The following is a 26,963-nucleotide window of genomic DNA, read 5'->3' on the forward strand; positions in this document are numbered from 1 at the left end:
CATCCTCCAATTAGCTTTTTGCGAGGCCGAGCATAACCCCAGCTATAATAATCAAGATAATTCCAATAACGATTCCAATTAATTGGCGCTTTGTTTTCTTCTCACGTAAAATGATGATCCCGCCGAGAGTTGAGATGACTATGCCCATTTGAGATAGGGAAAAACTCGTAGCGACTCCCACACGAGGCTGTGATATAAATAAAAACATGTTTCCTGCTGCCCATATTAATCCAGGAATGATATTGCGAATTGCATACTTATTAAACGGCTTATGTTTAAACGTTAATAATAAGCCACCTACCACCATCCCGATTGCTTGAGGAAACAATGCTGACCAGCCATTAACATCAAAGAGACGTGCAACAACCACATAAACTAAATAACCAAATGTTGAGATGAGTAGAATAACGATTCCCTTTTTCAAGTTTCCCGATTTACTCTCTTTTGATTCTTTATCTTCCAGTGAGGTCAACACGATTCCAATGATAATAAATACTAAAGCCAGTACGCCTAAAATAACTGCTTTTAGTGTAGACCATTCGTGAAAAACTATGACTCCAAATAAAGTAGTAGAAATCAGCTGTAATCCCGTTGAAATCGGCATTGTTTTAGAAACACCCATTAAATCAATGCTTTTGAGCTGATTAGCTTGTCCAACAGCCCAAAAAAGTCCTGAAACAAACCCCACACCAAAAACTAGAGGTGACAACTTGATATCCGCGAAAAAATAAACCCCAATAGAAAAAATCAAAGCCCCAATCGTTGTACCGAGCGTTTGACTATAGGGACCACCACCAAGTTTCACATTAAATAAAACGATACTTCCCCAGAATAGTGCCGGTAAGAGAGCTAATAATATATCCATCTTCAACCCCCACATATGTATGTTCAAAACATTAAATCAGGAAATTTTATTTTGTCTTTTTTTAATATGTTCTCATTAAGGAAATTGAGCCATGGTAATTTTATCAATGAAAACTTCTTAGATTTTGATCATCTAATAACCAATTAATCTAATGAATGATAATGATAAATTCAAAAGGATAGACAAATTCAGCTTCAGAAATATTGTCCAACATAAAAAGGATTGCCAGCGGTAACCCTCTTTTCTCAATATAGAGCGTAAATTGAAGAAAGAGCAAACCCAGTTAAGGTTTGCTCTAAGACTGACTGTAGGCAAAAGTGTTTATTTCTAATTGTTAAAACAAAGTTCATTGGAGCGGAAGGTGCAAGACTCCTGCGGGAAAAGCGTGTCCAAGGGAGACCCCACAGGCGCAAAGGCGCCGAGGAGGCTCCCTGACCGCCCGCGGAAAGCTTAGTGCCCTACGTTCCAATCAACGTTCGAATTTTTACAACCCCTCAAAAAAACTGTAGACAAACCCTGTTAAGGTTTGCTCTTTCGGTAGAGAATACAGCAAAGTAAGGCTGTCTGTGAAATCACTTGTTATATATTTTTATTTCTTCAAATGATAAGGTACTGTCGTAATAACTACATTTCTTCTATAAAGTAAGTAGGCACGGATCAGTAAACTAGATTGGTTATGAAGAATATTGTGCCAGCCTTTCTTCGGAATAAATTGTGGAATGATTACAGTAACCTTATAGTTAGATTCCCTCGCTTTATGTTCAACTGTATCTACAAATTTAGTTAATGGCTGAATGATACTTCTGTAATAAGAGTTCAGTGTGACGAGTCTAACATCTGGTTGCCACTTCTTCCATTTTTCTTCGAATTTTTTTTCATCTTCTCTTTCAAAAGCAACATAAACGGCAATAACCTGATGTGCTGAAAGAGATTTAGCATAATTTAAGGAGTTCTCAACCACATGCGTTATACCAGCCACAGGTACAATAATAATATTCCCTTCTATTGGTAATATAGGCTCACAAGTTGTAATCCTAAGTTGGTCACCAACTGCTTCATAATGCTTTCTAATTCGATGAAAAATAACAATGATGATAGGTAAAAAAATCAAAACAGGCCAAACCTGAGTAAATTTGGTTAAAAAGAATATCATCGTGACGATAAAGCTAATAATGGCACCAATTGAATTAATGGTTAATTTCATCATCCATCCTTTTGGCTTTTCGCGAATCCATTTAACAATCATCCCGGACTGAGACAACGTAAATGGAATAAATACCCCTACCGCATAAAGTGGAATAAGATTTTCTGTATGTCCTCCAAATGCGATTATTAAGATGATTGATGCAAGTCCTAGTATGATAATTCCATTGGAATATCCTAATCGGTCTCCTCTAATTGTAAACGCCCTTGGTATGAATTTATCCTTTGCAAGATTTACCGCAAGCAAAGGGAAAGCAGAATAGCCAGTGTTGGCAGCAAGAATTAATATTAATGCTGTCGTTCCTTGGATAAAGAAATACATAAAGTTGCGTCCAAATATCTCTTCAGCAATTTGTGAAACAACAGTTACCTCTGCGCTAGGAACAATGCTTAAATAATAGGCTAAGAATACAATACCCGTAAATAACACAGCAAGTAAGGAACCCATTGCTATTAATGTTTTTGCAGCATTATTAGGCGCTGGATTTTTAAAGTTTGGAATCGCATTGGAAATCGCTTCAACTCCTGTTAATGCAGAGCTACCTGATGCAAAAGCTCTTAGAAGTATAAATAAACTGATCCCTGCTACTGGTGTTCCGATTGATGCATGTAAGTCAGGGGAAACTTCACCAGTCAAAATTTTGTATACACCTACACCAATCAGAATGAATAACGCTAAAACGAAAAGATACACTGGATAGGCTAATACGGAAGCCGACTCTGTTACCCCTCTTAGGTTAAGGATGGTAAGAAGAATTACAAAAATTATAGCAATAACGACATTATATGAATGTAGGCTGGGAAAAGCAGATGTGATGGCATCTGTACCCGCAGAAACACTTACAGCCACAGTTAGGATATAGTCGACTAACAAAGATCCTCCAGCTATCAGCCCAGGATTTACACCCAAATTGTTTTTTGAAACCACGTATGCTCCCCCGCCATGAGGATAAGCAAAGATAATTTGTCTATAGGACAAGATTAAAGCCATTAACAGAATCAATACACCAATGGCGATAGGAATGGAATACCAAAATGCTGCGGCACCCACTGTAATTAAAACAATTAAAATTTGTTCCGGGCCATATGCAACGGAAGACAAAGCATCAGAAGATAATATGGCCAAAGCTTTTGTTTTGTTAAGCTTTTGGTCACCTAATGCAGTAGATTTTAGAGGCCGGCCTATTAAGAACCTCTTTATAGAAGATAACACTAGAAATCACCGCCATTTTTCAAATTAAGTTTATTTTGCCCAGTTATATGAAAAAAACTTTACGAAAAAAACAAGAATAAAATAGAAAAATGCCCACAAGTCATAGTTAAATAGACCTGCAGACATCATTTTTTTGTCTCACAAGCTCCACCTTCCTTCTCATATAACGCTTACGAGGTTAGCTGTCGGATTCGGACCTTTGAGTAGCCCTACCTAGAAAGGATTCACCCCTTGGATTGTAAAACAATCCTAATAACGGTTCCCCCGTACCATAAGGTTTCAGCGATTTAGAAATATGAAACTGTTGATATCATACTCCCGTGATTCGGAAAAGTAAATGAAAAATTTGCAAACAAAAAGAATAATTTTTTCTTAGAGAGGTTATGTTGTTAACGAATACTTCATTAGTGATTAAGACGCATGGTACCAAGAAAGGATAGAAGAGAATTACATGCCAAAAAAAAATGATAACCCAATAATATCTGATGAATTTTTAGATCAAGTGGTTAAAGAAATTAACGAACAATATGGTGGTCCTACAATGGAAAAAAATGATCCGCACCAAAATAGAGATAGGGAAGAACGAAGCTGAATACATCTCTTATTTATTAACAAAAGGAAATTTCTTTCTGAATATCCCAAAAAAAAACTCTGGATTCCTCTCACCCAGAGTTTTTTCACACTAGACACCTTTAATTCCTCACCTGTTTATTACCAGTAAATTAGGAACTACCATTTGTACTTCTCTCCTCTTTGTGGTTTCTTATCAGCTCAAAATACGCTCTCACGATTTGTAATTTTTCTATACTCAACTTATAGAGAAAACTTTATTTTTAGTTGAGTACGAATGGAAATCTAGTAATCTCCCCTCACCCTTTAGGACTCGTATATTCATTATGATTAACTAATTAAAAATTATGTGCTCTTTCTTTTAACAACTTGTCCAAACCAATATAGCTTATTCTCATAGAATGATTACAAGAAATTATTATTACCGAAAGGAGAGAAAGAACATTGAGTGAAACTGATGAAGTTTTATATGATACTCCAATGGTCCCAAATGGAAAACTAATTTCTGGCCATACAAAGGAGTTTCAAAAAGATGTACTTGGCTTTCTTACCCGTTTATCAAAAGAATATGGAGACGTTGCAAAATTTCGTTTTGGACCTTTCCAAAATGTTTACCTCATTTCAAATCCGGATTTAATAAAGCAGATACTTGTAACGAAACAAAAATCCTTCGTCAAATCAAAGGACAGCAATGCTATAAAACCACTCGTTGGTGATGGACTTCTTACTAGCGAAAAAGACGTTCACATGCGCCAGAGAAGGCTTATTCAACCCTCTTTCAAAAAGTCCCATATTAGCAATTATGCCCAGGATATGATTGATATAACAATGGACTATATTTCAACTTGGGAAAATGAGAAAGAACGGATTATTACGAAAGATATGATGAATATCGCCCTTGGGATAATAAGCAGGACCATGTTCAGCATGGATTTCAAAGATGGGTATGATGTGGTCGGAGAACCGATGGAAGCAGCCTTGAAAATTTCCGTCAAAAGGATGAGAACACTTCTTCAATTACCCTTATGGGTTCCAACTAAAAGCAACCGTGAATATAAAAATGCGATACAAAGACTTGATAAAGTGATTTATAGCATTATCGAAAAACGTAGGGAAGATGCAGAAAGACATGAAGATATGCTTGGAATTTTAATGGAGGCTCGAGATGATGAGGACGGCTTAGGTATGTCAAACCAGCAAGTACGCGATGAACTAATGACCATCTTCATTGCCGGTCACGAAACGACGGCAAATACGCTTTCCTGGGCCATATACTTTCTTTCACAGAATCCAGAAGTGGAAACTAAACTTTTCAATGAAATAGATAGAGTAATAGGCAACCGTACTCCTACGCCTGACGATTTCATGAAATTAACATACACACAAAATATTATCAGGGAATCACTTCGCATATACCCGCCAGTCTATATCATTTCACGGGAAGTGGAGGAGAATGTGAAAATAGGGGGGTATCATTTTAAAAAAGGCGATATGTTTTTGCTAAGTCCATATGTGGTGCAGCACAAGCCGGAGTATTTTGATAATCCAGATTCTTTTATTCCTGAGAGATTTGAAAACAACTATTTGAAAACTTTACCTACGTATGCTTACTTTCCGTTTAGCGGGGGACCAAGAGTTTGTATTGGTAATTATTTTTCATTGATGGAAGCTGTGCTTGTCCTAGCGTGTATTGCTCAACGATATAGAATTAGGCTAGCACCGGACCATCATGAAGTAAAACCAATTACAACACTTACACTCAGACCAAAGCGTGGATTGCGCATGATAGTAGAAGAAAGAAATGAAGAAGGGTTCCACCCTGGAGCTTCTGAAATTTAAATGAATATAAAATGGATTACATGAACAAAACTTTCGTTTTTAAGAGCCGGACCTATTTTGGTGGACATCTGAATTACAAAAGGAGGGATGAAAATGTATATGCTTCATTCACACAAGATGGGTACCATCCACACTGAAATGCACTATCTAGGGATGGCTTCACAGGTATTTGCCGGTTATTTAGAATTTCTACAGGATAGTGAACAGGTGCAGGACACCGATTACCTACATCCACTTTCTTTCTCCACGTTATGTGAGAGTGAATAGAATAGCCTCACAGTTCTTTTTAATAATTATAGAAGAAACCGACCCTATTAAGGTCGGCTTTTTTTATTTTTTTAGCAGTAGCCGCCATATCCTTGAACCGGGGCATATCCACCGTCGTATCCACCACCGTATCCACCACCACAAAAGCTAGCTCCAACAATTATTAACAATATAAACAAAACAACTATAAAGGCGAAACCTCCACCAAATCCAAATCCGCCGTCACAACTTGACTCACAACCTGACATATAGAAACATCTCCTTATTTGTTTTTATAGAAGAACTTAAATGGGTTAGTTCATCTTATGCACTAGTCAGGAAAATGACAGCAATAATACAATTTAACTTTTTTTGGTCTTATAATTGGTTATTTCATGATCTTCACTGAATATTGAATAGGATGAAAATTATTTTGTATCAGCTTTATATATATTTTAAAGTCTCACTTATATAGTGTATATTTTCAGATGATTAACCGCACTTTAAGAAAAGATTGAAGGTGATAGCATGGCCAAAATGCTTCCAGTTTTATTAATTTTTTTAGGTACGTATTTACTTATTATGGTCATTGACAACTTACAGGGTTTGAATATGTTCCAATCTCTCTATAACATTAAACAATATTTTACAGTCGCTCGTGGAGAAGATTACTTTCTCCTCTTTTCATTCATTTTTTTCTTTCTATTTTTGAGTATCTTCACAGCCAAAAAAAAAACCAACAGCCTCCCTCTTCATGAAACTGTTGGTTTTATTTTTTGCTTTATATATGCTGTAATCAATAATAGAATGGGGACTCCTATAAACAAAGGTAGATGCAGCAAGTAGGGAACAATTTTGAGTCCTTCATCTATATGAGCCTGATAGCTAGGGGCAATCAAAGGAGATAAGAAGAATTCCATTATCGAAATTATAAAGAGCAATGAACCCGAATTCCTCATATTTGGATTTGGGTTCTTTGTTTACAAAGATGAACTTATATGAACGGGAATCTAGATATAAGTATTTTCAGTAGTTCCTCACAACATTTATTTCCTAAAAAATAACCTCCTTAAAAGTGAGTATTCTAATACAAAAATAAATTAACTTTAACAAATGACATTTTAATAAGAATAAGTATCAAAATATGTTTAAATAATATCCACAATTCATTCTCTCGTGTTAAAGATATAATTTTTCTGTTCCCCTACATAAATTGACATTATTCTGAATTATGATATATTAATATAGTTACTTTAGTACACAAAAGCGTTTAATCACAGAAGAGTCCTTTGATTTTTATTAAAATAATATTTTATTAAAATAACGGAAGAAAGGCATGAATAACATGGAAAAGACTCATCATGATTTACAAAGGGGCTTATTGCCAAGACATGTCCAGTTTATTGCGTTAGCAGGAATGATAGGAACAGGGATCTTTAAGGGGAGCTCAGATACATTAAATATGGCTGGTCCAAGTGTTGTGATAGCCTATTTAATAGGGGGCCTATTGTTATTTATTGTAATGGCAGCTTTAGGAGAAATGGCAACCGTTTTTCCCAATTTGAACGTACAACATCTTATAAATAAAGCTTTTGGGTTTCAATTATCCTTTATTGTAGGATGGCTCTATTGGTTTAACTGGATTATCGTGATCATTGTAGAAATAGTGGCAGCCGGAAGCTTTTTACAATACTGGTTTCCTTCTGTACCATTATGGCTACTAAGTATACTATGTGCGTCAGTAGTAATAGGAATAAATTTGTTTCAAGTAAAATACTATGGAGAACTCGAGTTTTGGTTTGCAGGTATTAAAATAATAACTTTAATTGCTTTTATTATTTTAGGAGCTTTGATTCTGATAGGAATTTTCCCTAGTTCCGCTTCATTTTCTAATTATACGGAACATGGTGGCTTTTTCCCCCAAGGAATTGGAGGCATGTTAAGTGCACTTTTAGTTGTAATGTTTTCATATGGGGGTGCTGAATTAATTGGTGTGGCTGTCACAGAAACCAAAGACAGTCAGCGAGTTATACCAAAAATCATTAAAGGAACAGTATGGCGGGTAATCCTTTTTTACGTCTTGCCAATTCTTATTATTTGCGGAGTAATACCTTGGAACCAAGTAAGTACTGAAGAGAGTCCTTTCGTTCAGGTTTTCAGCTTAACAGGACTTCCAGGAGCTGCTGATATTATGAATTTCGTTCTTTTAACTGCTGTCTTATCAGCTGCAAATTCAGGTATATACGCTACATCAAGAACATTGTTTACTCTTTCTCAGAACAGAGAAGCCCCTAAGGTATTTATAAAAACAACCAAAAAAGGTATCCCACTTAATGGAATATTTTTAACTACATTATGTATATTATTTGGTGTGTTTTTATCCTATTTGACTCCCGATCTGATATTAAGCTATCTAATGGCTATCCCTGGCTTTACAGTTTTATTATTATGGATCAGTATATGTTCTGCCCAATTGAAGCTCCGTAAACAATACACTGACGAACCAGGTTTCCGGGTAAAATGGTACCCATATACAACTATATTTGCGATCATAGCTTTAAGCTTTATTTTTATTGCTTTTATCTTTAATAAACAAAATATAATTGGTACCACTGTATGTCTTGTAACTGTAGCAGTATTTATCCTGCTCTCTTTTTTAGTCAAACAAAAAAATCAGCTAAGAAATAGACATACTTCTTTTGAATTACAATTAAGTCTGGGAATTTAATTCCCAGACTTTTTTATAATTCCTTATTTGTTTTAACATAAAGTACCTTATAAGAAATGAAGCCCTGAAATTTTTGATTTCAGGGCTTTTTTCTCCAATATTAAAGACTTTCTGTACAATTGAGAAAGTTCTTTTGCAATAATCCAGACTGTATTATTCGAGCCTTTTCATTTACCGGCATACGAAATTCAGCCCAGTAATGGGGGACAAGAGAAAAAACACCCCATGTCTCGTATAAGTTATGAACATTAAATAGGAAATGTTTTTTCTTATAGGAAATTGTGTCCATTATACAGCCAAGGTGGAAAATTGGATGGGGAAGGAAGTTTTGAATACCCGTACTTTAACATTATTCTTGTTTATATTTCAACATACATATGTTAAAATAACCAATGAACCAATCATCCTACAAATTTGAGGTGTATATATTGACCATATCTAAAACAAATCGTTTATCACTTGTAGAACAAGTTGTTTCCCAAATTGAATCGTTAATCGAATCTGGCGAATGGAAGATTGGAAATCAGATTCCTCCTGAAATGGATTTGATAAAACAGTTCGATGTGAGTAGAAATACATTAAGAGAAGCTGTACGATCACTTGTTTATGCAGGTCTTTTAGTAACAAAACAAGGAAAGGGAACGTTCGTCAAGTCATCAAGTGCCCTGGGAGTTGCATTTCAAAGAAGGATCCAGCAGTCAAGTTTATTAGAGACGTTAGAGGTTCGTCATGCACTTGAAAGAGAAGGAGCACAATTAGCTGCACTAAGACGTGACCAAGAAGATATAGAACAGATGAGAATTCATATAGAAGCATGTCGTAAGGCTGCTGAAGCAAAGGATAGTAAGGCTTACGAAGAAGCTGATATTCAGTTACATAAATCAATTATGGGTTCATCACATAATGATTTATTGATTGATTTGTACGAACATATGGAAGATTCTTTGCATGCTTCCATCCATCAGATAGCTGAGATGAGTTCAGGTGCGAACTTTCATTTGAACATTCATTGTAACCTTGTAGATGCCATCATCGAACAAGATGTAAATCGGGCAATTGAAACAGTGAATGAATACATTACACAATTCAAAAAATCTTTAGTCTAAGTACGGAGGACAAATTATGGGTATTCATCAAGCGGCAAATCAACTAGAACAAACAAAAATAGATCTTAAACCTAGAATTGGACTACTTATTATCGGGATCATTCTGATTGGGGCCAACCTAAGAGCTCCTTTAACTTCTGTAGGACCTCTGGTAACTTCGATTCGGGATAATTTGGGAATATCCAATACACTATCAGGTTCATTAACAACATTGCCTTTACTTGCTTTTGCACTCTTATCTCCATTTGCACCTAAGTTAGCTCGACGTTTTGGAATGGAGCTTACCCTATTCATTTCCTTAATCTTATTAACGATTGGGATTGGGATACGATCTATTGGCGGAGTGACGACATTGTTTTTAGGAACCATTTTAATTGGGTTAGCCATCGCTATTGGCAATGTATTGTTACCCAGTCTTATTAAACATAACTTTGCACGGAATATCGGTTTGATGACAGGGGTTTATGCAGTTTCCATGAATTTATGTGGTGCAATAGGATCCGGTATCAGTATTCCCATTTCCTCTTTATCAGGGTTAGGATGGGCTGGTGCACTTGGATGTTGGGGAATCTTATCTCTTATTACCGTTTTCTTTTGGATGCCACAATTAAAAAAGCCATTCAAGTCCGATAAGGATGAACAAACGGCTCAAAAGGTAAAAAACATTAACTTATGGCGTTCGGGTTTAGCATGGCAGATCACTTTATTCATGGGACTGCAATCGTTTATCTTTTATACAGTAATTACCTGGATGCCAGAAATTCTGGAGCAAAAAGGACTAAATGCTGATGAAGCTGGCTGGATGCTATCCATCATGCAGCTTGCCGTCATTCCTATAACATTCATTGTGCCAATTTTAGCTGGACGCATACAAAGTCAGCGTTTGTTAGTAGTCCCTCCTGTTATTTTTCTTATTGTAGGGATATTCGGTATTTTGTACGGAAGCACGCTGCTTATCCCAGTATGCATGATTTTGATTGGGGTTGGAGTCGGAACTATATTTAGTTTATCCATGATGTTCTTTAGTCTTCGTACACAAAGTACCCATGAGGCGACGGAACTATCCGGAATGGCTCAATCATTTGGTTATCTTTTAGCTGCTGTTGGACCAGTATTATTTGGAGGGCTACATGACATTACACACAGTTGGACGATTCCCTTATTAATGTTAATCGTAGTATCAGCTCTAATTTTCATAGTTGGAATGCGTGCAGGAAAAAACGAATATGTAACAACTCATTAATCGCTTTAATAAATGTTTCTGTGCACAAATATCGTGCTTTTTTAAGCGTCTAGAGGCAACCTTATTAAAACTTATTACACCTATGCTTCACCAAGGGATGATTATTGTTGGTTTACCGGGGAATATTCCTGAAAATACGCTTTATGGTGGATCGTATTATGGTGTAGGGATTTCATGTCCAGTTGAAAGTGATGTGCTTATAACTGATCATGATAAAGAACTTGGGAAAGCGTTAGGACAACGTGTCGTTGAAGTAACGAAACGAATGATATAAGTATAGTAGATGTAAAAGTAGCCGTTGCTCCTGTTGAGCAACGGCTACTTTTATATGCAATTCCACTTTATGAATCGTAAGTAATTTCATATCGCTGTGATGTTGCAATGACCAGCCAAACTTCTTACTTTTTCAAATTAGTAGGTCAGCTCATTTGAATCTGACTTCCATACTATTAAAAACCATACATGAAATCGAGGATATTCTCCCCTATCCCTTTCTATTTCCTCTTAGTTTATGCAAACTCTCCCTCTTTAGATTAGCTGTATCTTATCTCCCTCACCTGTATAAAAAACAAAAATTTAAAAAAAGACGTACTATGTGAACCGCACGTCTTTTACCTACTATTATATTGATTTAAATATCGCTATATATAATTGAATTAAACTATTTAGATCAACAGGTTTCCTTTTTTATGCATACTTCTTACTTTCTTCGTCTTTAAAAAAGCTCTTCATCGCGTGGAAAACGTCAGCTTTTTGCTTAAGAATATAATACCGGAATTTTTCATTGTCGATATTCTTATAAGCTGTCATCAATGTCGAATGGCGATTGTATTGATTGACTTCCCCATAGCCAAACATATTGGAAACCTTCATGAGTTCTTCCACAAGCTTTACGCATCGAACGTTATCAGACGTGAGATTGTCACCATCGGAAAAATGAAATGGATAAATGTTAAACTTCACAGGGTCATATTTATGATCAATAAGTTCTAATGCTTTTCGATATACGGAAGAACAAATTGTACCGCCGCTTTCCCCTTTCGAAAAGAAATCTTCTTCCGGTACCACTTTCGCTTCTGTATGGTGGGCAATAAACTCGATTTCAACTGTTTCATATTTTGTCCGCAAGAATCGGTTCATCCAAAAGAAGAAGCTTCGGGCCATGTACTTTTCCCATAGACCCATACTTCCGGAAGTATCCATCATTGCCAATACGACTGCTTTGGAGTCCGGTTTTTGTATTTCATTCCACGTTTTGAATTTAAAATCTTCCTTATAAATTGGATGAAAACCTGGGTCGCCGCTTAAGGCATTTCGTTTGAAAGCGGATATCATGGTTTTCTTTTTATCAATATTCCCCATTAAGCCTGTCTTGCGAATATCGTTGAATTCAATATGCTCAAGCGTATGCTCCGCTTGTTCTTTTTTCTGAAGATTAGGCAGTTCTAACTGGCTGAACAGTGCTTCTTCTAGTTCCATCATTGACACTTCGGCTTCATAATAATCCTCGCCTGCCTTGTCACCTGCACCCTGCCCTTTGCCTCCTCCGGCATCGGATGGTGAGCCATCTCTTGCGACCACATCCCCTACTTTACTATCGCCATCGCCTTGACCTACATGTTTGTTTTTATCATAGTTATAACGAATTTTATATTCATCCAAGGAGCGAATAGGGATCTTAATAACATCCCGTCCATTAGACATTACAATGCTTTCTTCTGAAATTAAATCAGGTAGATTATTCTTAATTGCTTCCTGCACCTTTTCCTGATGGCGTTGTTGATCATCATAGCCTTTTCGATGGAGGGACCAATTTTCCTGTGAAATCACATATTGTTGATTATTCTCTTCCGACATTCTCTTCCCCCCTTATAAATGTTTGCACGCTTTTCATCATTCCTTCATATAATAAGTTAGTGTGAGAAAGCCCACATCATTCCGGTTTTTCACATAAATAAAATACAGTCCGGAAACAACGGACTAAAAGAAAAGTATTACTCTATCTTATGCAGCGATAAAGGATAATTTACAAAAAAATTCGATAATGGACGATTGCCTATAAAATTAGACAAGCATTGCATAATATAGGAGATCTTGTACGGTTTTTTCAAGGGTCAAACTTAAAAATTTCTGTTTTTCACTAAACAACAAAAGGGTGCCCCAGTAACTTTCTGGACACCCTTTTTACACAGATAGATTTATTCTAGTTGAGGACTTTTTCAATCTTTTTCTTCCTCTATTTCATGTTGGACTGTACCTGGGCGTTTATCCCACTCTTTCAATTCTTCATTCGTCCTTTGATTTTCCATCTGTTTGCCAAGTTCTTTCATCTCCTCATAATCCTTAGCCATAGAGCTATTTTCAGGAACATGATCTCGTTTCAATTCTTCTTTACTCATTTTCCATCACCTCTACTTATTGATACCCAATATTTCCAAATCCAAAACGTTACATAGGTATCGGAAAGATAGGGTATAGATAAGACATATGAACAAATCTCTTGGAGGTGAAAGGAGTATGCAAACAACCACACTCTATGTAAAGGAAGCAACATCTGAAGGACCAATAATAAATCTAGAGTCCATTCTATTGTCTACAGACGGGGTAGAGCGTGCGATCATCGATGTTGATGACGGGGAAATCAAAATTGATTATAGTGAAGACAAACTTTCACCCGGACAACTTGTGACACTTATTGAACAGTATGGGTTGAATGTCACCAAATAAAGAAAACTAATTGATTGGCGATCCTGTAAGGGCGATGACTAAGGCGTTGCTACACTTATACAACTTATACTGGCTTCTTACTTTGCAGTCGTTACTTCCTAGCTACCGTAAGAAATAAATTCTGATCATAAAAATACCGAACTCTTCTACTGCTGGAAGAGTTCGGTATTTTTTAATTATAACATTTTACAAATTCCTGCAGTTTCAGAGCAAGGCTGATGTTTCCATCTACCTTTAAGCCACCTGTCATGAAGGCAATAGCAGTATTTAATTCATCCTTTAATAACTTTGATAAATTTCCCTCTGATAATTTCAATGTCACTTCTGGATCATGTGATGTACCTTTGACCACTTCAACTTGTCCATCTTTGATCAACAGTTGAACGGGACCAATTTCATCAATATTGAATTGATACACACGATTTTTTTCGTTTTGAATATGCTCTGGGTTATCATTGATTTTCTCAGCTAATTTATTCAACTCAGTGATTACACCTATATGTAATCCCTCCATCAATCTGTTTCAGATGATTGCATTTACAAAAAAAACTCCTAAATCACTGTTATAAGACGTGGTTTTCCTTCATGAAGTTGTCTCATTCCACTTCAGCTAAAAGATAACATTAGCTAGTATGAATGACATAAATTTTCATTTTTTATAATTAAAACCCCCACCCTTTTAGAGGTAGGGGCAAAATTTATGATTTACCGATTTAACAAGCTTCCCACATAGCGCAGCAAATCATTGGCAGAAGTGGTATTATAACCATGCTCATCAACAAGTCTCGTGATGACTTCGTTCACTTTCTTCAGCTGTCTTTCGTCTGGTGTCTTAGTTGAAGTAGTGATTTTGACAACATCCTTCAGGTCGGCAAACAGCTTCTTCTGGATGGCTTCACGTAAACGGTCGTGTGAATTGTAATCGAATCGCTTCCCTTTACGTGCATAGGCAGAAATACGGATTAGAATTTCTTCGCGGAATGCTTTCTTTGCATTTTCAGAAATTCCGATTTGCTCTTCAATCGACCGCATCAATTTTTCATCCGGGTTAATTTCTTCCCCCGTCAATGGATCACGCAGCCTTGATTTATTGCAGTATGCTTCGACATTATCCAGGTAATTATCCATCAGGATTTTCGCCGACTCTTCATATGAATACACAAATGCCTTTTGCACTTCATTTTTGGCAATGGAGTCGTATTCTTTACGTGCCAGTGAAATGAAATTTAAATACCGCTCTCGAAGTTCATTCGTAATCGACGGATGCTGGTCAAGACCGGCTTTTAACGACATCAGTACATCCAGTGCGTTAATCGATGGATTTTCCTTTCTAATAATCGTTGACGAAATTCGGTTAATCACATAACGCGGATCAATTCCACTCATGCCTTCATCCTGATATTCTTTTTTCAATTCATTGATGTCTGCAGAATTAAAGCCTTCCACATTTTCTCCATCATATAACCTCATCTTTTTCACTAAATCGATATCACCTTTTTTCGGGTCCTTTAGACGCGTCATGATACTGAAAATTGCCGCAACCCTTAATGTATGCGGTGCAATATGAACATCAGAAACATCACTTTCATGAATCATTTTTTCATAAATCTTTTCTTCCTCGGTCACCTTCAGATTATATGGAATCGGCATGACAATGATTCGGGAATGTAGTGCTTCATTTTTCTTGTTGGAAATAAAAGCTTTATACTCCGTTTCATTCGTATGAGCCACGATAAGTTCATCGGCACTGATCAATGCAAACCGTCCTGCTTTAAAATTCCCTTCCTGAGTCAATGAAAGCAAATGCCATAAAAACTTCTCATCACATTTCAGCATCTCCTGGAACTCCATCATCCCACGGTTGGCTTTGTTCAGCTCACCATCAAAACGGTAGGCACGAGGATCCGATTCGGACCCATATTCGGCAATTGTTGAAAAATCGATACTGCCTGTCAAATCAGCAATATCCTGTGACTTAGGATCAGATGGACTGAATGTTCCAATACCAACACGCTTATCCTCTGAAAGGAAAATACGCTCGACCATCACATCTTCAATTCTGCTTCCGTACTCCTGTTCTAACCTCATAACATTCAGCGGCGATAGGTTACCTTCAATTCGAATGCCATATTCCTCATAAAAATCTTGCCGTAAGTACTGCGGGATGAGATGCAGTGGATCTTCATGCATCGGGCATCCCTTTATTGCATAAATTGCTCCAGTATCTTTTAACGAATAATTTTCAAGTCCCCGCTTCAGTAAAGAAACTAGCGTAGACTTACCACCTGAGACTGGACCCATCAAGAGCAAGATCCGTTTACGTACATCAAGTCGCTTAGCCGCCGGATGAAAATATTCCTCGATAAGTCTTTCCAGTGAATCCTCTAGACCAAACAGCTGGCCGCTGAAAAAATTGTATTTCTTTGATCCATTTACTTCCTCTATCCCTGCATCTTTAATCATGTTGTATACACGTGAATGAGCAGATTGTGCAACCAATGGTGTTTCTTTCAAGATGTCTAAGTACTCTGCGAAGGTACCTTCCCACTTCAGCTTCTGTTCATCTTCTCTAAATTTTTCGATTTTCTTTAAAATATCCATTTCAGGAACCTCCCCCTGTCACTTTCAGAGAATACTTAAATCTATGCGCCAAGTCTGACAAACATGTCAGACTTTAAAAAGAGGTTGTGCAATTGTCTTGGATACCTCTAGACTTTCTCTGTTTAAGAAAGGCTTTAAACTTGAACAATTAATGACAAATCACCCGACAAGAAAAATTGCGTGCACTCCTGCTAAAAATTAGGGTATACTAAGCCTATACTTAAGTGGGACAATATGGGTAAAGGGAGGTCACAACATGGGCACAGTTATTATCATTGCAGTTGCTATTGCATTTTTAGCCGCTATCTTCACTGCTGGGTATGACGATAAACCAGGTGTGAAATAAAAGGAATAATAAATCCTTTCTTATAATTCCCAAAAAAGGGGACAGCAAATTAAATTTGCCGTCCCCTTTTTTGCGCCCCCTCATCAATACAAGCAAATAAAAGTACTTTCGAAGTTCTACTATATATATGAGAATGGCAGTGACTACACATACTATTTGGCCAAAAAAAACAAAATTGAAAAAGCGATTTGATTTTTTAGCGAGCTTCGTTAATTTCAATTAGCCATTTTTATACAGTTGGTATCATTAACGAATTGGCTCTGGCAAGAATAATTGTATTTACTGTACAGCGTTAAACACGAGACCGTAAATAATCCACCCATCCACCGCTTCTTTAAGCCTTTTTCCAAATAATAAGCTGGATCACCTCGCAAGCCGTTTTTATCTTTTTTTTTATAAAATATAAAAAAACACCTCCATTGATTCCATACATATTGGAGTATGCCAACCAAGGAAGTGTTTTTCATATTTTATACAGCGTTCTTTTTTTCCGATTGAGATGCCATGTTGTTCTCCTCTATTGATCTCAAGTCATCGTTTACTTTCTGTCCTTGTTCCAAATATTCTGTTTGGAATCCACTCTTTATTGCCCAGCTATAAAACACAAGTGATATACATGTAATTAAAACCATATCCCAACCAAATGGAATTACGTTTAGTCCACCAAACTTTTCACTTCCTAAGAATGAAATCGTCATCATACATAGTAAGTAAACAACCATCCACAGCCCTGCTGAAAAGTTTTGACGGAACCCCTTCCATTTTATTTTTGCTTGATAATAGAAATAAACGGGAAGACCCATCATAATGATAAATAATACTTGTCCTGTCAGTGGCCACCTTGCCCAATATAGAACTAAAGAAGCAAAAACAAAGCCAAGTGGTGCAATAATACTTAATCCTTTTAGACGTAATGGTCTGTACAAGTTCATACCTGTGCGTCTTAATGTCATAACAGTTACTGGACCTGTAATATAAGAGACTAAAGTCGCAACCGAAATAACCTCTGCTAGTACTCCCCAGCCTCTAAACATGAATAAAAATAAGAAAGATACACCTAGATTTAAAAACATAGCTTGACGCGGAATGCCATAGAGAGGATGTAATTTCCCAAACACGCTTGGTAAATATTTATTCTTTTCCATTCCATAAAGCATTCGTGACGTTGTCGCTGTATATGTTATCCCTGTCCCAGAAGGAGAAATAAAAGCATCGGCGTATAGTAAAATAACTAACCAGTTTAGGCCTAAAACAATTGCTAAGTCAGCAAACGGTGAATTGAAATTCAAATGTTGCCACCCGTTCACAATCATAGACGGATCAACGGCTCCAATAAACGCAATCTGTAATAAAACGTAGATAACTGTTGCAATTAAAATTGAACCGATTACTGCAATTGGGATCGAACGTCCAGGATTCTTTGCCTCACCAGCCATATTAATGGGACTTTGAAAACCGTTAAATGCGAAGATAATACCAGAAGTTGCTACAGCAGTAAGTACACTTGCCCAACCATTAGGTGCTATACTGCCTGCAGACGTAAAATTGGATCCATGAAAACCAGCAAATAAAAGTGCCCCAATCGTAAGTCCTGGTATAATAACTTTAAAGATAGTAATAAATGAGTTAGCTTTTGAAAACAAACTAACGGTCCAGTAATTTAATAAAAAGTAGACGATTAGTAATACAGAGGCAATTGCTAAGCCTCCCCCAGTAAGACTTCCATTTACTACTAAACCATGTGTCCACTCCGCCCATTTCCAAGGCCATGAGCTCATATATTGAACAGAAGCAATCGCTTCAACAGGAATTACAGAAACGATTGCAATCCAGTTTGCCCAAGCTGCAAGAAACCCTATAAACGAACCATGAGAGTACTGCGTATATTTTACCATTCCCCCAGCTTCAGGAAACATAGCCCCTAATTCACTGTAAGAAAGTGCGATAAATAAAATAACAACCATCCCAATAATCCAAGAGATAATGGCAGCTGGTCCAGCGATTTGTGCCGCTCTCCATGCTCCGAATAACCAACCTGAGCCAATAATTGACCCGAGTCCTACCATCGTTAACGAAAATGTTCCCATCTTTCTCTGCAAATTATTCATATGTTTATCACCATGCTTTCCAAAATTCATTCCTTTATATTAACTTTTTAAAGTAACTGGATTAATGATTAGTGCTAGTGTACGTTCAATAAATAATCACAATGGGGATTCCTGTAATGTTACCTGACCCCACACTAGAAGCCATATTAATACAAAACGGTTGAAAACGGTGAAACCTCATTTTTGGAACTAGTTTTATCTTTCTTAAAAACACGAACCATTTCTTTTAACAATCGAAATTGTATAATTTTCGATTTAATAAGAAGTACAAACCGAAAGAAGCAAGCATAATAATTAATAAGTTTGACCAAAAAAACATTTGATACGTCAATTTACATCTTAAAGTAATTGTTGGGTACATCACTTCTGGTTGTTTAGTAGATTGATAGGGAAATCTTAAGGATGTCCCCTTTATCGCCCTTTTATTATTAGCACCAGAACCCCCTTAACCATTAGGCTTTTTAGAAAATACTTAGATCCCATTCTTGTGCCATTTGTTTCAATAACATCCCACCTGTTACGCTATTCCCATATTCATCAATAGCTGGTCCATATATACCAATACCACATCCATCTTGAAAAGGCATTTCTCTTCTAGCACTTGGAGGAACTAGTGCCATAATCCCGCCAGATACTCCACTTTTAGCTGGCACCCCAACAAAAGCCGCAAATTTCCCCGAAGCATTGTACATTCCACAAGTTAGCATTAACGCTTTGGCTAGTTTAGCTACTTCTTTAGGAAGGACTTGTTCTTGACGAATAGGATGGTACCCATCTTGTGCGAGAATTAGTCCAATCAGGGCTATGTCTTCTGTTGTTACTACTATGGAACATTGCTTCAGGTAAACCTCTAAAGCTTCCTCTACATCCGATTCTAAATAATTCGTCTCTTTTAAATAGTGAGCTAGAGCTCTATTTCGATGAGAAGTTAGCCACTCAGATTGAAACACTTCCTTATTGATTGTCGGGCGTTTCCCTAACAAACTTTCGATTAATTCATAGAGAAATTCTAATTTTTTTTGTGAAGACTCGCCTGGGAGAAGCGAAGCTATAGTAATTGCTCCAGCATTTATCATAGGATTAAACGGTTTTCCTGGCTTATGCATTTCCAAACGAATGATTGAATTAAAAGCATCCCCAGTTGGTTCCACATCGACCCGATCTAACACATAAGAAATACCACGACCCAAGCATGCGGCTATAAAGCTGAGTACTTTTGATATACTTTGCAATGTGAAAGGGACTTCCCAATCCCCTGACGTTATCATTGTTCCACCTGGCTCTAGTATGCAAATACCTAATTGCGATAAGTGTGTATTTCTCAATGCAGGTATATAATTGGCGGTTTGTCCTTTAGTAGCATAGGATCTGTAATGTGCTACCCATTCATCTAAGCAGGTTTTCTTTTGACTACTTGCGTGAATGTTATACTCTTCCGCTAATTTTTCAACCATATTTCCCCACCTCTTTAGTTGTTGTATCATTATTTTTTCTTTATAAGCGTTTTTACCGAATCCCATTAAGCCTACTTACAATAGATTCGTTGAAAACATAATTAAGCTTATAAATATTGTTAAGCGCTTTCAAAATTTCTCTAGAGGGAACCTATTTTTAATTTTAAAGAGGGAACTACATAATCATACGAAAACCTACAAAATCAAAAAAATAAAATCTTCAAAAAAAAAGCGTGATTGTCTCACAGGTTCCAGTACCAATTTTTGTGAATAGATAAACCAGATTGTTTTTGCCATACTTGGTACAAATCCGTTTTAGATTCGTTTTTAAGAACCAAAGTAAGCGTTGTATTGAAACCGATGAAACTGTATACTAATTTTCTAACAAATTGGGAGGTGATCGACTTGAATCTCGGTACATTAATGAAAAAAGAGGTCTATATCCTTGTTCTGATGTCGTTAACAGTGCCATTAGCAGGTGAATTGAGTTTTTATCCTTTAAATGAAACGTTTCGAATAAGTTTTGGTCCGCCGGTACTTTTCTTCTTTTTACTATTATTACAGAAAACACCTGCCATTTTATCGGGCATCTTGACAGGAACAATGGTTGTTGTATTTCGTATTCTAATAGACTTTTTCATTCAGGATAATTTTCACTGGACGTCCACTTTTCAAGAACATTATCCTAGTTTTTTCTTTTATTTTACCTATTCCTTTCTTTTTTATTTAGCGAAAATCAACCGCTTTCAAAACCGATCATTGATTATTGGATTTATTGGTCTCATTATCGAAATATTGTCCGACTCTGTAGAATTAATCTTTCAATATTTTGTATTAGATACAACAATTACGATAGGTGCATTAAATGAGATGATTATAATCGCATTCGGTCACAGTTTTATCGTTTTAAGCTTTTTTAATATGATGAAACTTTATGAAGCACAATCAAGAGAAAGGCAAATCAGAAAACAAAATGAACACATGCTGATGCTCATTTCCAATTTATATGAGGAAACGATTCATTTAAAAAAAACATTAAAAAATGCAGAGAATATTACAAAGGAATCGTATGATTTGTATCGTGATTTAAATGAACGGGAAAAGCGGGAAAAACAGCCTCATGTTCTCACACAGCAATTAAGTCAAAAAGCATTACGCATCGCAGGCGAAATGCATGAAGTTAAAAAAGATAATCAACGAATTTTTGCCGGTCTCTCTAAATTGATTTCTAATGAGAGTTTTAAAGATTATATGGATCTTGCTGAACTTTTCCAATTAATTATCCGAATTAATGAAAAATATGCCTTATCACTAGAAAAAGATATTCAATTTGAATACTCATTAGATCGAAACAACGATTCACATTATCATGTATATACCGTATTATCTCTTATCAATAATTTAGTAGCTAATGCAGTGGAAGCAATTATTGATAAGGGAATCGTTAGATTAAGTTTGTGTGAACTTTCCGACAATGTAGAATTAAAAGTTGCTGATAATGGAACTGGAATCCCTCAAAAATATCAGAAGGTGATTTTTAAACCTGGATTCACTTCGAAATATGATCATTTGGGGACACCATCAACAGGGATTGGACTCTCATATGTAAAAGAAGTGGTGAAAGAACTTGGGGGAGATATCCTGTTTGAGAATAAGCCTAACGGCGTCGTTTTTTCAATAAAGTTACCAATTCATAAGTTGATTCAGAAAGGGTGATTTCATGCGTTTTTTTATAACAGATGATGATTGCGCTATACGTTCAATCCTAAGCCAAATTATAGAGAACGAAGATTTAGGAGAAGTGGTGGAGGAAGCGGAAGATGGCAGTCTATTAGAAGGACACATTTTGAATTTAAAACAAATTGATATATTATTTATTGATTTATTAATGCCTATCCGCGATGGCATTGAGACACTTCGTCATATAAAAGATACATTTAATGGGAAAATCATAATGATTTCGCAAGTTGAATCAAAAGAACTTATTGGTGAGGCATACTCTCTCGGAATCGATTATTATATTACTAAACCAATTAACCGTATTGAAATATTAACAGTTATTCGAAAAGTAATGGAACGTATTTATTTAGAAAGATCGATCACTAATATCCAAACCTCATTAAATAGTGTATTGCATTTTGAACAGCCAAAAGTGGATAAATCAAATATTTTAAATGAAAAAAGTATAATAGAAGTGGGCGAATTTCTTTTATCGGAATTAGGGATTGTGGGAGAAAATGGATCTAAAGATTTCATTGAAATGCTTCAATATTTATTCATGTATGAACGTACTTATACTTTTGAACAGCATTTCCCAACTCTTAAAGATATTTTTGTAGAAATTACAAAAAAAAGCTCGGACCATCAGCTGTACAGGCTGATATTAACCGGGAAATAAAAGCTACCGAACAGCGAATACGCAGGGCAATTAATCATTCGTTAATTCATTTTTCTTCGCTAGGTTTAACGGATTTTTCAAATCCAAAGTTTGAAAATTATGCTTCTAAATTTTTTGATTTCACTGTCGTTCGCCAAAAAATGAAAGAATTGCAAAATGATTCAACAATAGTTCTTACTCCTACCCGAGTAAATACAAAAAAGTTTATTCAAGTATTCTTTTTCGAAGCGAAGCGCTTGAATTCAGAGGAGATTATTAGATATAGATAATCATAAATAAAAACAAGATTGCTACGGAAATTTGTTAAATTCCACAAAGCAAAAAAACCCCTGAAATAAATATTTCAAGGGATTCTTTCAACAATCATGAGTCTGTACACATATTCTTATTTTTTTAATAACAAATACATAAAATAAGGTCCACCAATTAAAGCGACCATAATACCCGCTGGAATACCCTCGGGTTCAACTATATTACGACCGATTGTATCGGCAAGCAATAGTAGCCATCCACCAATTAATATGGCAACCGGAATAAATAATTGATTTCGAGGTCCCACTAAAGATTTTGCTATATGTGGGGCCATAAGTCCAATAAATGCAATTCCACCTGTAACTGAAACGGCAGCAGCGGCTAGGGCAACAGCTGTTATAAGTAAGACAATCCGTTCCTTTTCAATCGATACACCCACACCGATTGCAACAGGTTCGCTTAGCCCAAGAAGATTCAATCGGTTTGCTTTATATAAAGTAAATGGAATGAGTATAACCAGCCACGGAAGTATTGCCCATATGAAAGGCCAATCCGTACCCCAAATATTCCCCGCTAACCATTTCGAGATAAAATCAACTTTTGATCTTTCGGCTGATGAAATGAGTACAATCATCATACCGGAAAGTGCCATTGAAAACCCCACACCAATTAACACTAACCGTACAGGTTCAAGACCGCCCCTTCTTTTATAAGAGAGTACATATATTAAGCACGCTGTCAGTAACGCGCCGATAAAAGCGACAAGTGGAATCATATAAACAAATGAACCTGTGTCTATTGGGAAAAACAAAAAGAAAACCGCAATCGCAACACCAGCTCCAGAGTTAATACCGATAATCCCTGGATCAGCTAAGTCATTACGTGTTATTCCTTGTAAAATCGCACCAGATAGTGCAAGGGCCATTCCTGCTAAAAGAGTAATGATGATTCGTGGTAATCGGACGGAAAATAAAATGAATTCCTCTTTAAACGTCCCTTGCCCGAAAAGCGTTGGAATCAGTCGGTCATAAGATAAATTAGAGTACCCCAAACTGGTCCCAATAATGATTGTAATGATAATAAGTGCGAATAATGCACCTAGTATCCATCGCTGTTTTTTGATTAAAGCTGACTGGATCATGAAAATGCTTTACCTCCTTTTCGAACGATTAGGAGGAAGAAAGGTAAACCTATCATCGCAACAACCGCTACCACAGGTGTTTCATATGGAGAATTAATTGTACGGCCAATTGTATCGGCAAGAAGCATGAAAGTGGCTCCTAAAATTGCGGACATAGGTAGGATGAAACGATAATCCGTACCAACAATGGCTCGAACCATATGGGGAACCATTAAACCGATGAACACCATATTCCCTACAAGCGCTACGGAAGCCCCAGCAAGGAGAATGATGACAACGAAGAGAATCGCTTTTATTTGTGTTGTCTTTTGACCTAATCCAACAGCTACTTCTTCGCTTAAGCTAAGTATAGTGAGCTGTCTAGAAAAGATAAAGGAGATCAAGATACCTATTAAAATAAACGGAACGATTACTTGAAGTTGACTCCATGATGTTCCGATATTTCCCCCTGCCGTCCACATCGATACATCTTTTGATACTTTGAAATAAATACCGACCCCTTGTGAAACGGCAAATAGGAATGCAGAAACTGCAGCACCTGCTAAAACAATCCTTAATGGAGAAAATCCTCCCTTTTTCATTGCACCGATACCGAAAACCATAATTGCCCCGACAGCAGAACCAATAAAACACGCGATCATAATGCCTAAGTTATTAGCCGAAGGAATGAAGGCTAGGGTAATGGCAAGAGCTGCATTGGCACCTGCCGTCAATCCAAGCAACCCAGGATCAGCAAGAGGATTCCTCGTCATTCCCTGCATGATGGCACCAGAAACTGCAAGTGCTGCACCTACAAAGATGGCACCAACTTCACGAGGGAACCGGATTTCCCGAATGATGGAAATCTTATCACCTGTAGCATTGGACGTCAGTGCTTGCCATACATCCTTGATGGTAGCATCGGCTGCACCAAACACCATAGATATGATGAACATGCCGATAAAGGCAACGATCGCTATGATCAGTTTATATATAAATGGGATGAAACGTTGATTTTCATTAGTCATCTGTCTCTCTCATCTCTTTTTTATAGAATAAAAGGAGAGGAATCAGACTCCCTCTCCCTCGCTGTATCATTTTCCAAGAAAACTTTTTGAAAAGAAGTCTAATTGGTAATCTAATGTTATTGGATCATTGAAGTAGAATTTTTTTGCATCAGCTTCAAATAGTTGATTGTTTTTAACGGCAGGTATGTTTTTAAACGTATCTGTTTGTTGGAATGAATTGTCCTGATCTTTGTTATTGCTCAAAATGACATAATCACCGGCATAGTCTTTCAGGACTTCTAATGATAAGGCAAAGTAACCATCTTTCAATGCCACTTCTTTTACCTTTTCAGGCATGCCCAATTTCATTTCTTGATAAAGGATTTCCGTTCCACGGCCCCAATTATCGCCGTATACATAGAATTGTTTGTCAAACTTTTCCAATACGGAAACGGTAGCATCTTCACCAATTTTAGCTTTAATGTCATCACCAGTGGATTTTGCCCGTTTTTTGAAATCATCCACCCATGCTTGAGCTTCTTTTTCTTTATTCAAGAGTTTACCAATTTCTACATGTTGTGTTAAATAGTCCACTTTTCCGTATGTATACGTTACGGTTGGAGCAATTTCTTTTAGTTTATCGACATTTTTAATCGTTGATAAACCAATGATTAAATCCGGATTTAACTCGATGATTTTTTCCAAGTTTTCGTCAGTTACTTCCTCGACATCTTTTAATTTTTTAAAATTCGGGTTCATTTTAGACCAGGAATCAGCTCCTACAAGGTTAACATCCAAAGCCATGACATTACCTGCGAAAGAAGATAGTACGACTACACGCTTAGGATTCGCAGGCACTTCGACAGGCCCATTTTCAGATTGGTACGTGATGGTACCCGATTTTTCCTTTTTCGAATTCGAGCTCTCATCCTTTTCGGTTGACTCGTTACCGCAAGCACTAATAATTAACACTAACAGCAGAATAAATGGAATCATTATCTTTTTCATTTGTTGTCAATTCTCCTTTTAATAAATTGTATGTACTACACATTGGTTTGTTTGTTCGTTGATCTCTTCCGATTACCGCATCAATATGGAATACTTCCTTAAGTACTTCATGAGTGATGACTTCTTCACAATCTCCCGCTTTGACTATTTCTCCTTCTTTTAAGGCAATAATATAGTCAGCAAAACGAGCAGCTTGATTTAAGTCATGTAGGACCATGACAATCGTACGTTCCTGTTCTACATTCAGCTTCTGTAAGAGTTCTAAAACCTCTAGTTGATGTGCCATGTCCAAATAGGTGGTCGGCTCATCAAGGAAGATGATTTCTGTTTCTTGTGCAAGGGCCATTGCAATCCAAACGCGCTGGCGTTGACCTCCTGATAGTGCATCTACAGGCCGGAACTTAAAGTCTTTTGTTCCTGTTACTTCAAGTGCCCAGTCGATCACTTCATAATCTTTTTTGGTCAAGCGTCCGAAGCCTTTTTGATAAGGAAAGCGACCATAAGATACGAGTTCGCCGACTGTTAATCCACTTGCACTTTCTGGTGTTTGCGGAAGAATCGCCATCTTTCTAGCGAGTATCTTTGTGCTTTCTTTTGAGATATTTACTCCATCTAAAACGACTGACCCAGATTGATTGGGAATAATGCGAGTGATTGCTTTCAACAGTGTAGATTTCCCACAACCATTGGATCCGATAATTGTTGTAATTTTTTTATCTGGAATTTCCACACTGAGATCTTTTACAATTAAACGTTCACCATAGCCAATATTTAAATTCTCTGTATATAGGCGAACCATTATTTAACCTCCATTTACTGAAAAATAAGTAAGTAAAAACTCAAATGAAAATGATTATCATTATCCATTACTTAATTACTATAATTCTATATAAATATATTGTCAATAGTTATTTATATGGCTATAAAAG

The 26,963-nt window shown here is 36.7% G+C and carries 20 protein-coding genes, 5 pseudogenes and 1 riboswitch; of the genes and pseudogenes, 10 read left to right on the forward strand and 15 right to left on the reverse strand.

What is annotated here, in order from left to right; genetic code table 11:
• Positions 1 to 10: 10 nt before the first annotated feature.
• Both JFU50_RS04920 and JFU50_RS04925 read right to left on the reverse strand, forming a co-directional pair.
• A complete protein-coding gene (locus tag JFU50_RS04920; protein ID WP_190270240.1) occupies positions 11 to 865 on the reverse strand; it encodes a RhaT/GlcU family sugar-proton symporter in 855 nt (284 codons plus the stop codon).
• A gap of 589 nt (positions 866 to 1,454) precedes the next feature.
• Positions 1,455 to 3,281 carry an APC family permease gene (locus tag JFU50_RS04925; protein ID WP_201182343.1) on the reverse strand — a complete coding sequence of 609 codons (1,827 nt, stop codon included), beginning with the start codon at positions 3,279 to 3,281 and terminating at the stop codon, positions 1,455 to 1,457.
• 151 nt (positions 3,282 to 3,432) lie between these two features.
• Positions 3,433 to 3,576: riboswitch (cyclic di-AMP (ydaO/yuaA leader) on the reverse strand.
• 156 nt (positions 3,577 to 3,732) lie between these two features.
• Here JFU50_RS04925 and JFU50_RS04930 point away from each other — a divergent pair.
• The 3 genes from JFU50_RS04930 to JFU50_RS04940 all read left to right on the forward strand — a co-directional run bounded on the left by JFU50_RS04930 (position 3,733) and on the right by JFU50_RS04940 (position 5,957).
• Positions 3,733 to 3,873 (forward strand): hypothetical protein, encoded by a 141-nt coding sequence (locus JFU50_RS04930; RefSeq protein WP_201221931.1) that lies wholly within the window; start codon positions 3,733 to 3,735, stop codon positions 3,871 to 3,873.
• Between the two features lie 422 nt (positions 3,874 to 4,295).
• Complete coding sequence (locus JFU50_RS04935) at positions 4,296 to 5,690, forward strand: cytochrome P450 (RefSeq protein WP_242485324.1); 1,395 nt, start codon at positions 4,296 to 4,298, stop codon at positions 5,688 to 5,690.
• 93 nt (positions 5,691 to 5,783) lie between these two features.
• The gene (locus JFU50_RS04940) at positions 5,784 to 5,957 is read left to right on the forward strand and encodes a hypothetical protein (protein ID WP_157444081.1); all 174 of its coding nucleotides are present in this window, start codon (positions 5,784 to 5,786) and stop codon (positions 5,955 to 5,957) included.
• Positions 5,958 to 6,091: 134 nt separating this feature from the next.
• On the opposite strand, the pseudogene JFU50_RS31915 reads toward JFU50_RS04940, so the two are convergent.
• Positions 6,092 to 6,205, reverse strand: a pseudogene (locus JFU50_RS31915) (YjcZ family sporulation protein); the annotation flags it as partial.
• 1,076 nt (positions 6,206 to 7,281) lie between these two features.
• Between JFU50_RS31915 and JFU50_RS04950 the strand changes: the two are divergent.
• The 4 genes and pseudogenes from JFU50_RS04950 to JFU50_RS04965 all read left to right on the forward strand — a co-directional run.
• On the forward strand, positions 7,282 to 8,664 hold the full coding sequence (locus tag JFU50_RS04950; RefSeq protein WP_201221933.1) for an amino acid permease: 1,383 nt from the start codon (positions 7,282 to 7,284) through the stop codon (positions 8,662 to 8,664).
• A gap of 428 nt (positions 8,665 to 9,092) precedes the next feature.
• Positions 9,093 to 9,770, forward strand: a complete 678-nt coding sequence (locus tag JFU50_RS04955; RefSeq protein ID WP_201182349.1) for a FadR/GntR family transcriptional regulator — start codon at positions 9,093 to 9,095, stop codon at positions 9,768 to 9,770.
• 16 nt (positions 9,771 to 9,786) lie between these two features.
• The gene (locus tag JFU50_RS04960; RefSeq protein WP_201221935.1) at positions 9,787 to 11,013 is read left to right on the forward strand and encodes a CynX/NimT family MFS transporter; all 1,227 of its coding nucleotides are present in this window, start codon (positions 9,787 to 9,789) and stop codon (positions 11,011 to 11,013) included.
• 49 nt (positions 11,014 to 11,062) lie between these two features.
• Positions 11,063 to 11,287: pseudogene (locus JFU50_RS04965) on the forward strand (NAD(P)H-dependent oxidoreductase); the annotation flags it as partial.
• A gap of 413 nt (positions 11,288 to 11,700) precedes the next feature.
• On the opposite strand, the gene yhbH reads toward JFU50_RS04965, so the two are convergent.
• On the reverse strand, positions 11,701 to 12,870 hold the full coding sequence (gene yhbH / locus JFU50_RS04970) for a sporulation protein YhbH (protein WP_201182353.1): 1,170 nt from the start codon (positions 12,868 to 12,870) through the stop codon (positions 11,701 to 11,703).
• A 362-nt stretch (positions 12,871 to 13,232) separates the two neighbouring features.
• Positions 13,233 to 13,412, reverse strand: coding sequence for a hypothetical protein (locus tag JFU50_RS04975; RefSeq protein WP_056530917.1), 180 nt, complete (start codon positions 13,410 to 13,412; stop codon positions 13,233 to 13,235).
• A 118-nt stretch (positions 13,413 to 13,530) separates the two neighbouring features.
• Between JFU50_RS04975 and JFU50_RS04980 the strand changes: the two genes are divergently transcribed.
• On the forward strand, positions 13,531 to 13,740 hold the full coding sequence (locus tag JFU50_RS04980) for a heavy-metal-associated domain-containing protein (protein ID WP_053344681.1): 210 nt from the start codon (positions 13,531 to 13,533) through the stop codon (positions 13,738 to 13,740).
• Positions 13,741 to 13,912: 172 nt separating this feature from the next.
• On the opposite strand, the gene JFU50_RS04985 is transcribed toward JFU50_RS04980, so the two are convergent.
• The 6 genes and pseudogenes from JFU50_RS04985 to JFU50_RS05005 form a co-directional block, all read right to left on the reverse strand.
• Positions 13,913 to 14,254 carry an SCP2 sterol-binding domain-containing protein gene (locus tag JFU50_RS04985; protein ID WP_207198777.1) on the reverse strand — a complete coding sequence of 114 codons (342 nt, stop codon included), beginning with the start codon at positions 14,252 to 14,254 and terminating at the stop codon, positions 13,913 to 13,915.
• 191 nt (positions 14,255 to 14,445) lie between these two features.
• Positions 14,446 to 16,341, reverse strand: coding sequence for a PrkA family serine protein kinase (locus JFU50_RS04990; protein WP_201182355.1), 1,896 nt, complete (start codon positions 16,339 to 16,341; stop codon positions 14,446 to 14,448).
• A gap of 647 nt (positions 16,342 to 16,988) precedes the next feature.
• Positions 16,989 to 17,085, reverse strand: a pseudogene (locus tag JFU50_RS31920) (alanine:cation symporter family protein); the annotation flags it as partial.
• Positions 17,086 to 17,157: 72 nt separating this feature from the next.
• A complete protein-coding gene (locus tag JFU50_RS05000; RefSeq protein ID WP_201182359.1) occupies positions 17,158 to 18,795 on the reverse strand; it encodes an APC family permease in 1,638 nt (545 codons plus the stop codon).
• A gap of 94 nt (positions 18,796 to 18,889) precedes the next feature.
• Positions 18,890 to 19,114: pseudogene (locus JFU50_RS30640) on the reverse strand (alanine:cation symporter family protein); the annotation flags it as partial.
• 142 nt (positions 19,115 to 19,256) lie between these two features.
• The gene (locus tag JFU50_RS05005; protein ID WP_201182360.1) at positions 19,257 to 20,249 is read right to left on the reverse strand and encodes a glutaminase; all 993 of its coding nucleotides are present in this window, start codon (positions 20,247 to 20,249) and stop codon (positions 19,257 to 19,259) included.
• 396 nt (positions 20,250 to 20,645) lie between these two features.
• On the opposite strand from JFU50_RS05005, the gene JFU50_RS05010 reads away from it, so the two are divergent.
• The gene (locus JFU50_RS05010; RefSeq protein ID WP_342366342.1) at positions 20,646 to 21,965 is read left to right on the forward strand and encodes an ATP-binding protein; all 1,320 of its coding nucleotides are present in this window, start codon (positions 20,646 to 20,648) and stop codon (positions 21,963 to 21,965) included.
• A 4-nt stretch (positions 21,966 to 21,969) separates the two neighbouring features.
• Positions 21,970 to 22,916: pseudogene (locus tag JFU50_RS05015) on the forward strand (response regulator).
• 116 nt (positions 22,917 to 23,032) lie between these two features.
• On the opposite strand, the gene JFU50_RS05020 reads toward JFU50_RS05015, so the two are convergent.
• From JFU50_RS05020 to JFU50_RS05035, 4 genes are all read right to left on the reverse strand, one after another.
• Positions 23,033 to 24,040: a FecCD family ABC transporter permease gene (locus JFU50_RS05020; protein ID WP_201182364.1), complete on the reverse strand. Its 1,008-nt coding sequence runs from the start codon at positions 24,038 to 24,040 to the stop codon at positions 23,033 to 23,035.
• Positions 24,037 to 25,047 (reverse strand): FecCD family ABC transporter permease, encoded by a 1,011-nt coding sequence (locus JFU50_RS05025; protein WP_201182366.1) that lies wholly within the window; start codon positions 25,045 to 25,047, stop codon positions 24,037 to 24,039. The genes JFU50_RS05020 and JFU50_RS05025 overlap by 4 nt, the downstream gene beginning before the upstream one ends.
• Before the next feature lie 66 nt (positions 25,048 to 25,113).
• Entirely contained in the window at positions 25,114 to 26,034 is a 921-nt protein-coding gene (locus tag JFU50_RS05030; protein ID WP_201182368.1) for an iron-hydroxamate ABC transporter substrate-binding protein, read from the reverse strand.
• Entirely contained in the window at positions 25,985 to 26,833 is an 849-nt protein-coding gene (locus tag JFU50_RS05035) for an ABC transporter ATP-binding protein (protein WP_201182370.1), read from the reverse strand. Before JFU50_RS05035 ends, JFU50_RS05030 begins: the two co-directional genes overlap by 50 nt.
• Between the last annotated feature and the right edge of the window lie 130 nt (positions 26,834 to 26,963).

The sequence above is a fragment of the Peribacillus sp. TH14 genome, from assembly GCF_016651145.1.
Lineage (GTDB): Bacteria > Bacillota > Bacilli > Bacillales > DSM-1321 > Peribacillus > Peribacillus butanolivorans.

What these genes read in the sequence shown, in the direction of transcription:
- JFU50_RS04920 (WP_190270240.1), bottom strand. Translation starts at nt 865, where the DNA reads ATGGATATATTATTAGCTCTCTTACCGGCACTATTCTGGGGAAGTATC.
- JFU50_RS04930 (WP_201221931.1), top strand. Translation starts at nt 3,733, where the DNA reads ATGCCAAAAAAAAATGATAACCCAATAATATCTGATGAATTTTTAGAT.
- JFU50_RS04940 (WP_157444081.1), top strand. Translation starts at nt 5,784, where the DNA reads ATGTATATGCTTCATTCACACAAGATGGGTACCATCCACACTGAAATG.
- JFU50_RS04950 (WP_201221933.1), top strand. Translation starts at nt 7,282, where the DNA reads ATGGAAAAGACTCATCATGATTTACAAAGGGGCTTATTGCCAAGACAT.
- JFU50_RS04960 (WP_201221935.1), top strand. Translation starts at nt 9,787, where the DNA reads ATGGGTATTCATCAAGCGGCAAATCAACTAGAACAAACAAAAATAGAT.
- yhbH (WP_201182353.1), bottom strand. Translation starts at nt 12,870, where the DNA reads ATGTCGGAAGAGAATAATCAACAATATGTGATTTCACAGGAAAATTGG.
- JFU50_RS04975 (WP_056530917.1), bottom strand. Translation starts at nt 13,412, where the DNA reads ATGAGTAAAGAAGAATTGAAACGAGATCATGTTCCTGAAAATAGCTCT.
- JFU50_RS04980 (WP_053344681.1), top strand. Translation starts at nt 13,531, where the DNA reads ATGCAAACAACCACACTCTATGTAAAGGAAGCAACATCTGAAGGACCA.
- JFU50_RS04985 (WP_207198777.1), bottom strand. Translation starts at nt 14,254, where the DNA reads ATGGAGGGATTACATATAGGTGTAATCACTGAGTTGAATAAATTAGCT.
- JFU50_RS04990 (WP_201182355.1), bottom strand. Translation starts at nt 16,341, where the DNA reads ATGGATATTTTAAAGAAAATCGAAAAATTTAGAGAAGATGAACAGAAG.
- JFU50_RS05000 (WP_201182359.1), bottom strand. Translation starts at nt 18,795, where the DNA reads ATGAATAATTTGCAGAGAAAGATGGGAACATTTTCGTTAACGATGGTA.
- JFU50_RS05005 (WP_201182360.1), bottom strand. Translation starts at nt 20,249, where the DNA reads ATGGTTGAAAAATTAGCGGAAGAGTATAACATTCACGCAAGTAGTCAA.
- JFU50_RS05020 (WP_201182364.1), bottom strand. Translation starts at nt 24,040, where the DNA reads ATGATCCAGTCAGCTTTAATCAAAAAACAGCGATGGATACTAGGTGCA.
- JFU50_RS05025 (WP_201182366.1), bottom strand. Translation starts at nt 25,047, where the DNA reads ATGACTAATGAAAATCAACGTTTCATCCCATTTATATATAAACTGATC.
- JFU50_RS05030 (WP_201182368.1), bottom strand. Translation starts at nt 26,034, where the DNA reads ATGAAAAAGATAATGATTCCATTTATTCTGCTGTTAGTGTTAATTATT.
- JFU50_RS05035 (WP_201182370.1), bottom strand. Translation starts at nt 26,833, where the DNA reads ATGGTTCGCCTATATACAGAGAATTTAAATATTGGCTATGGTGAACGT.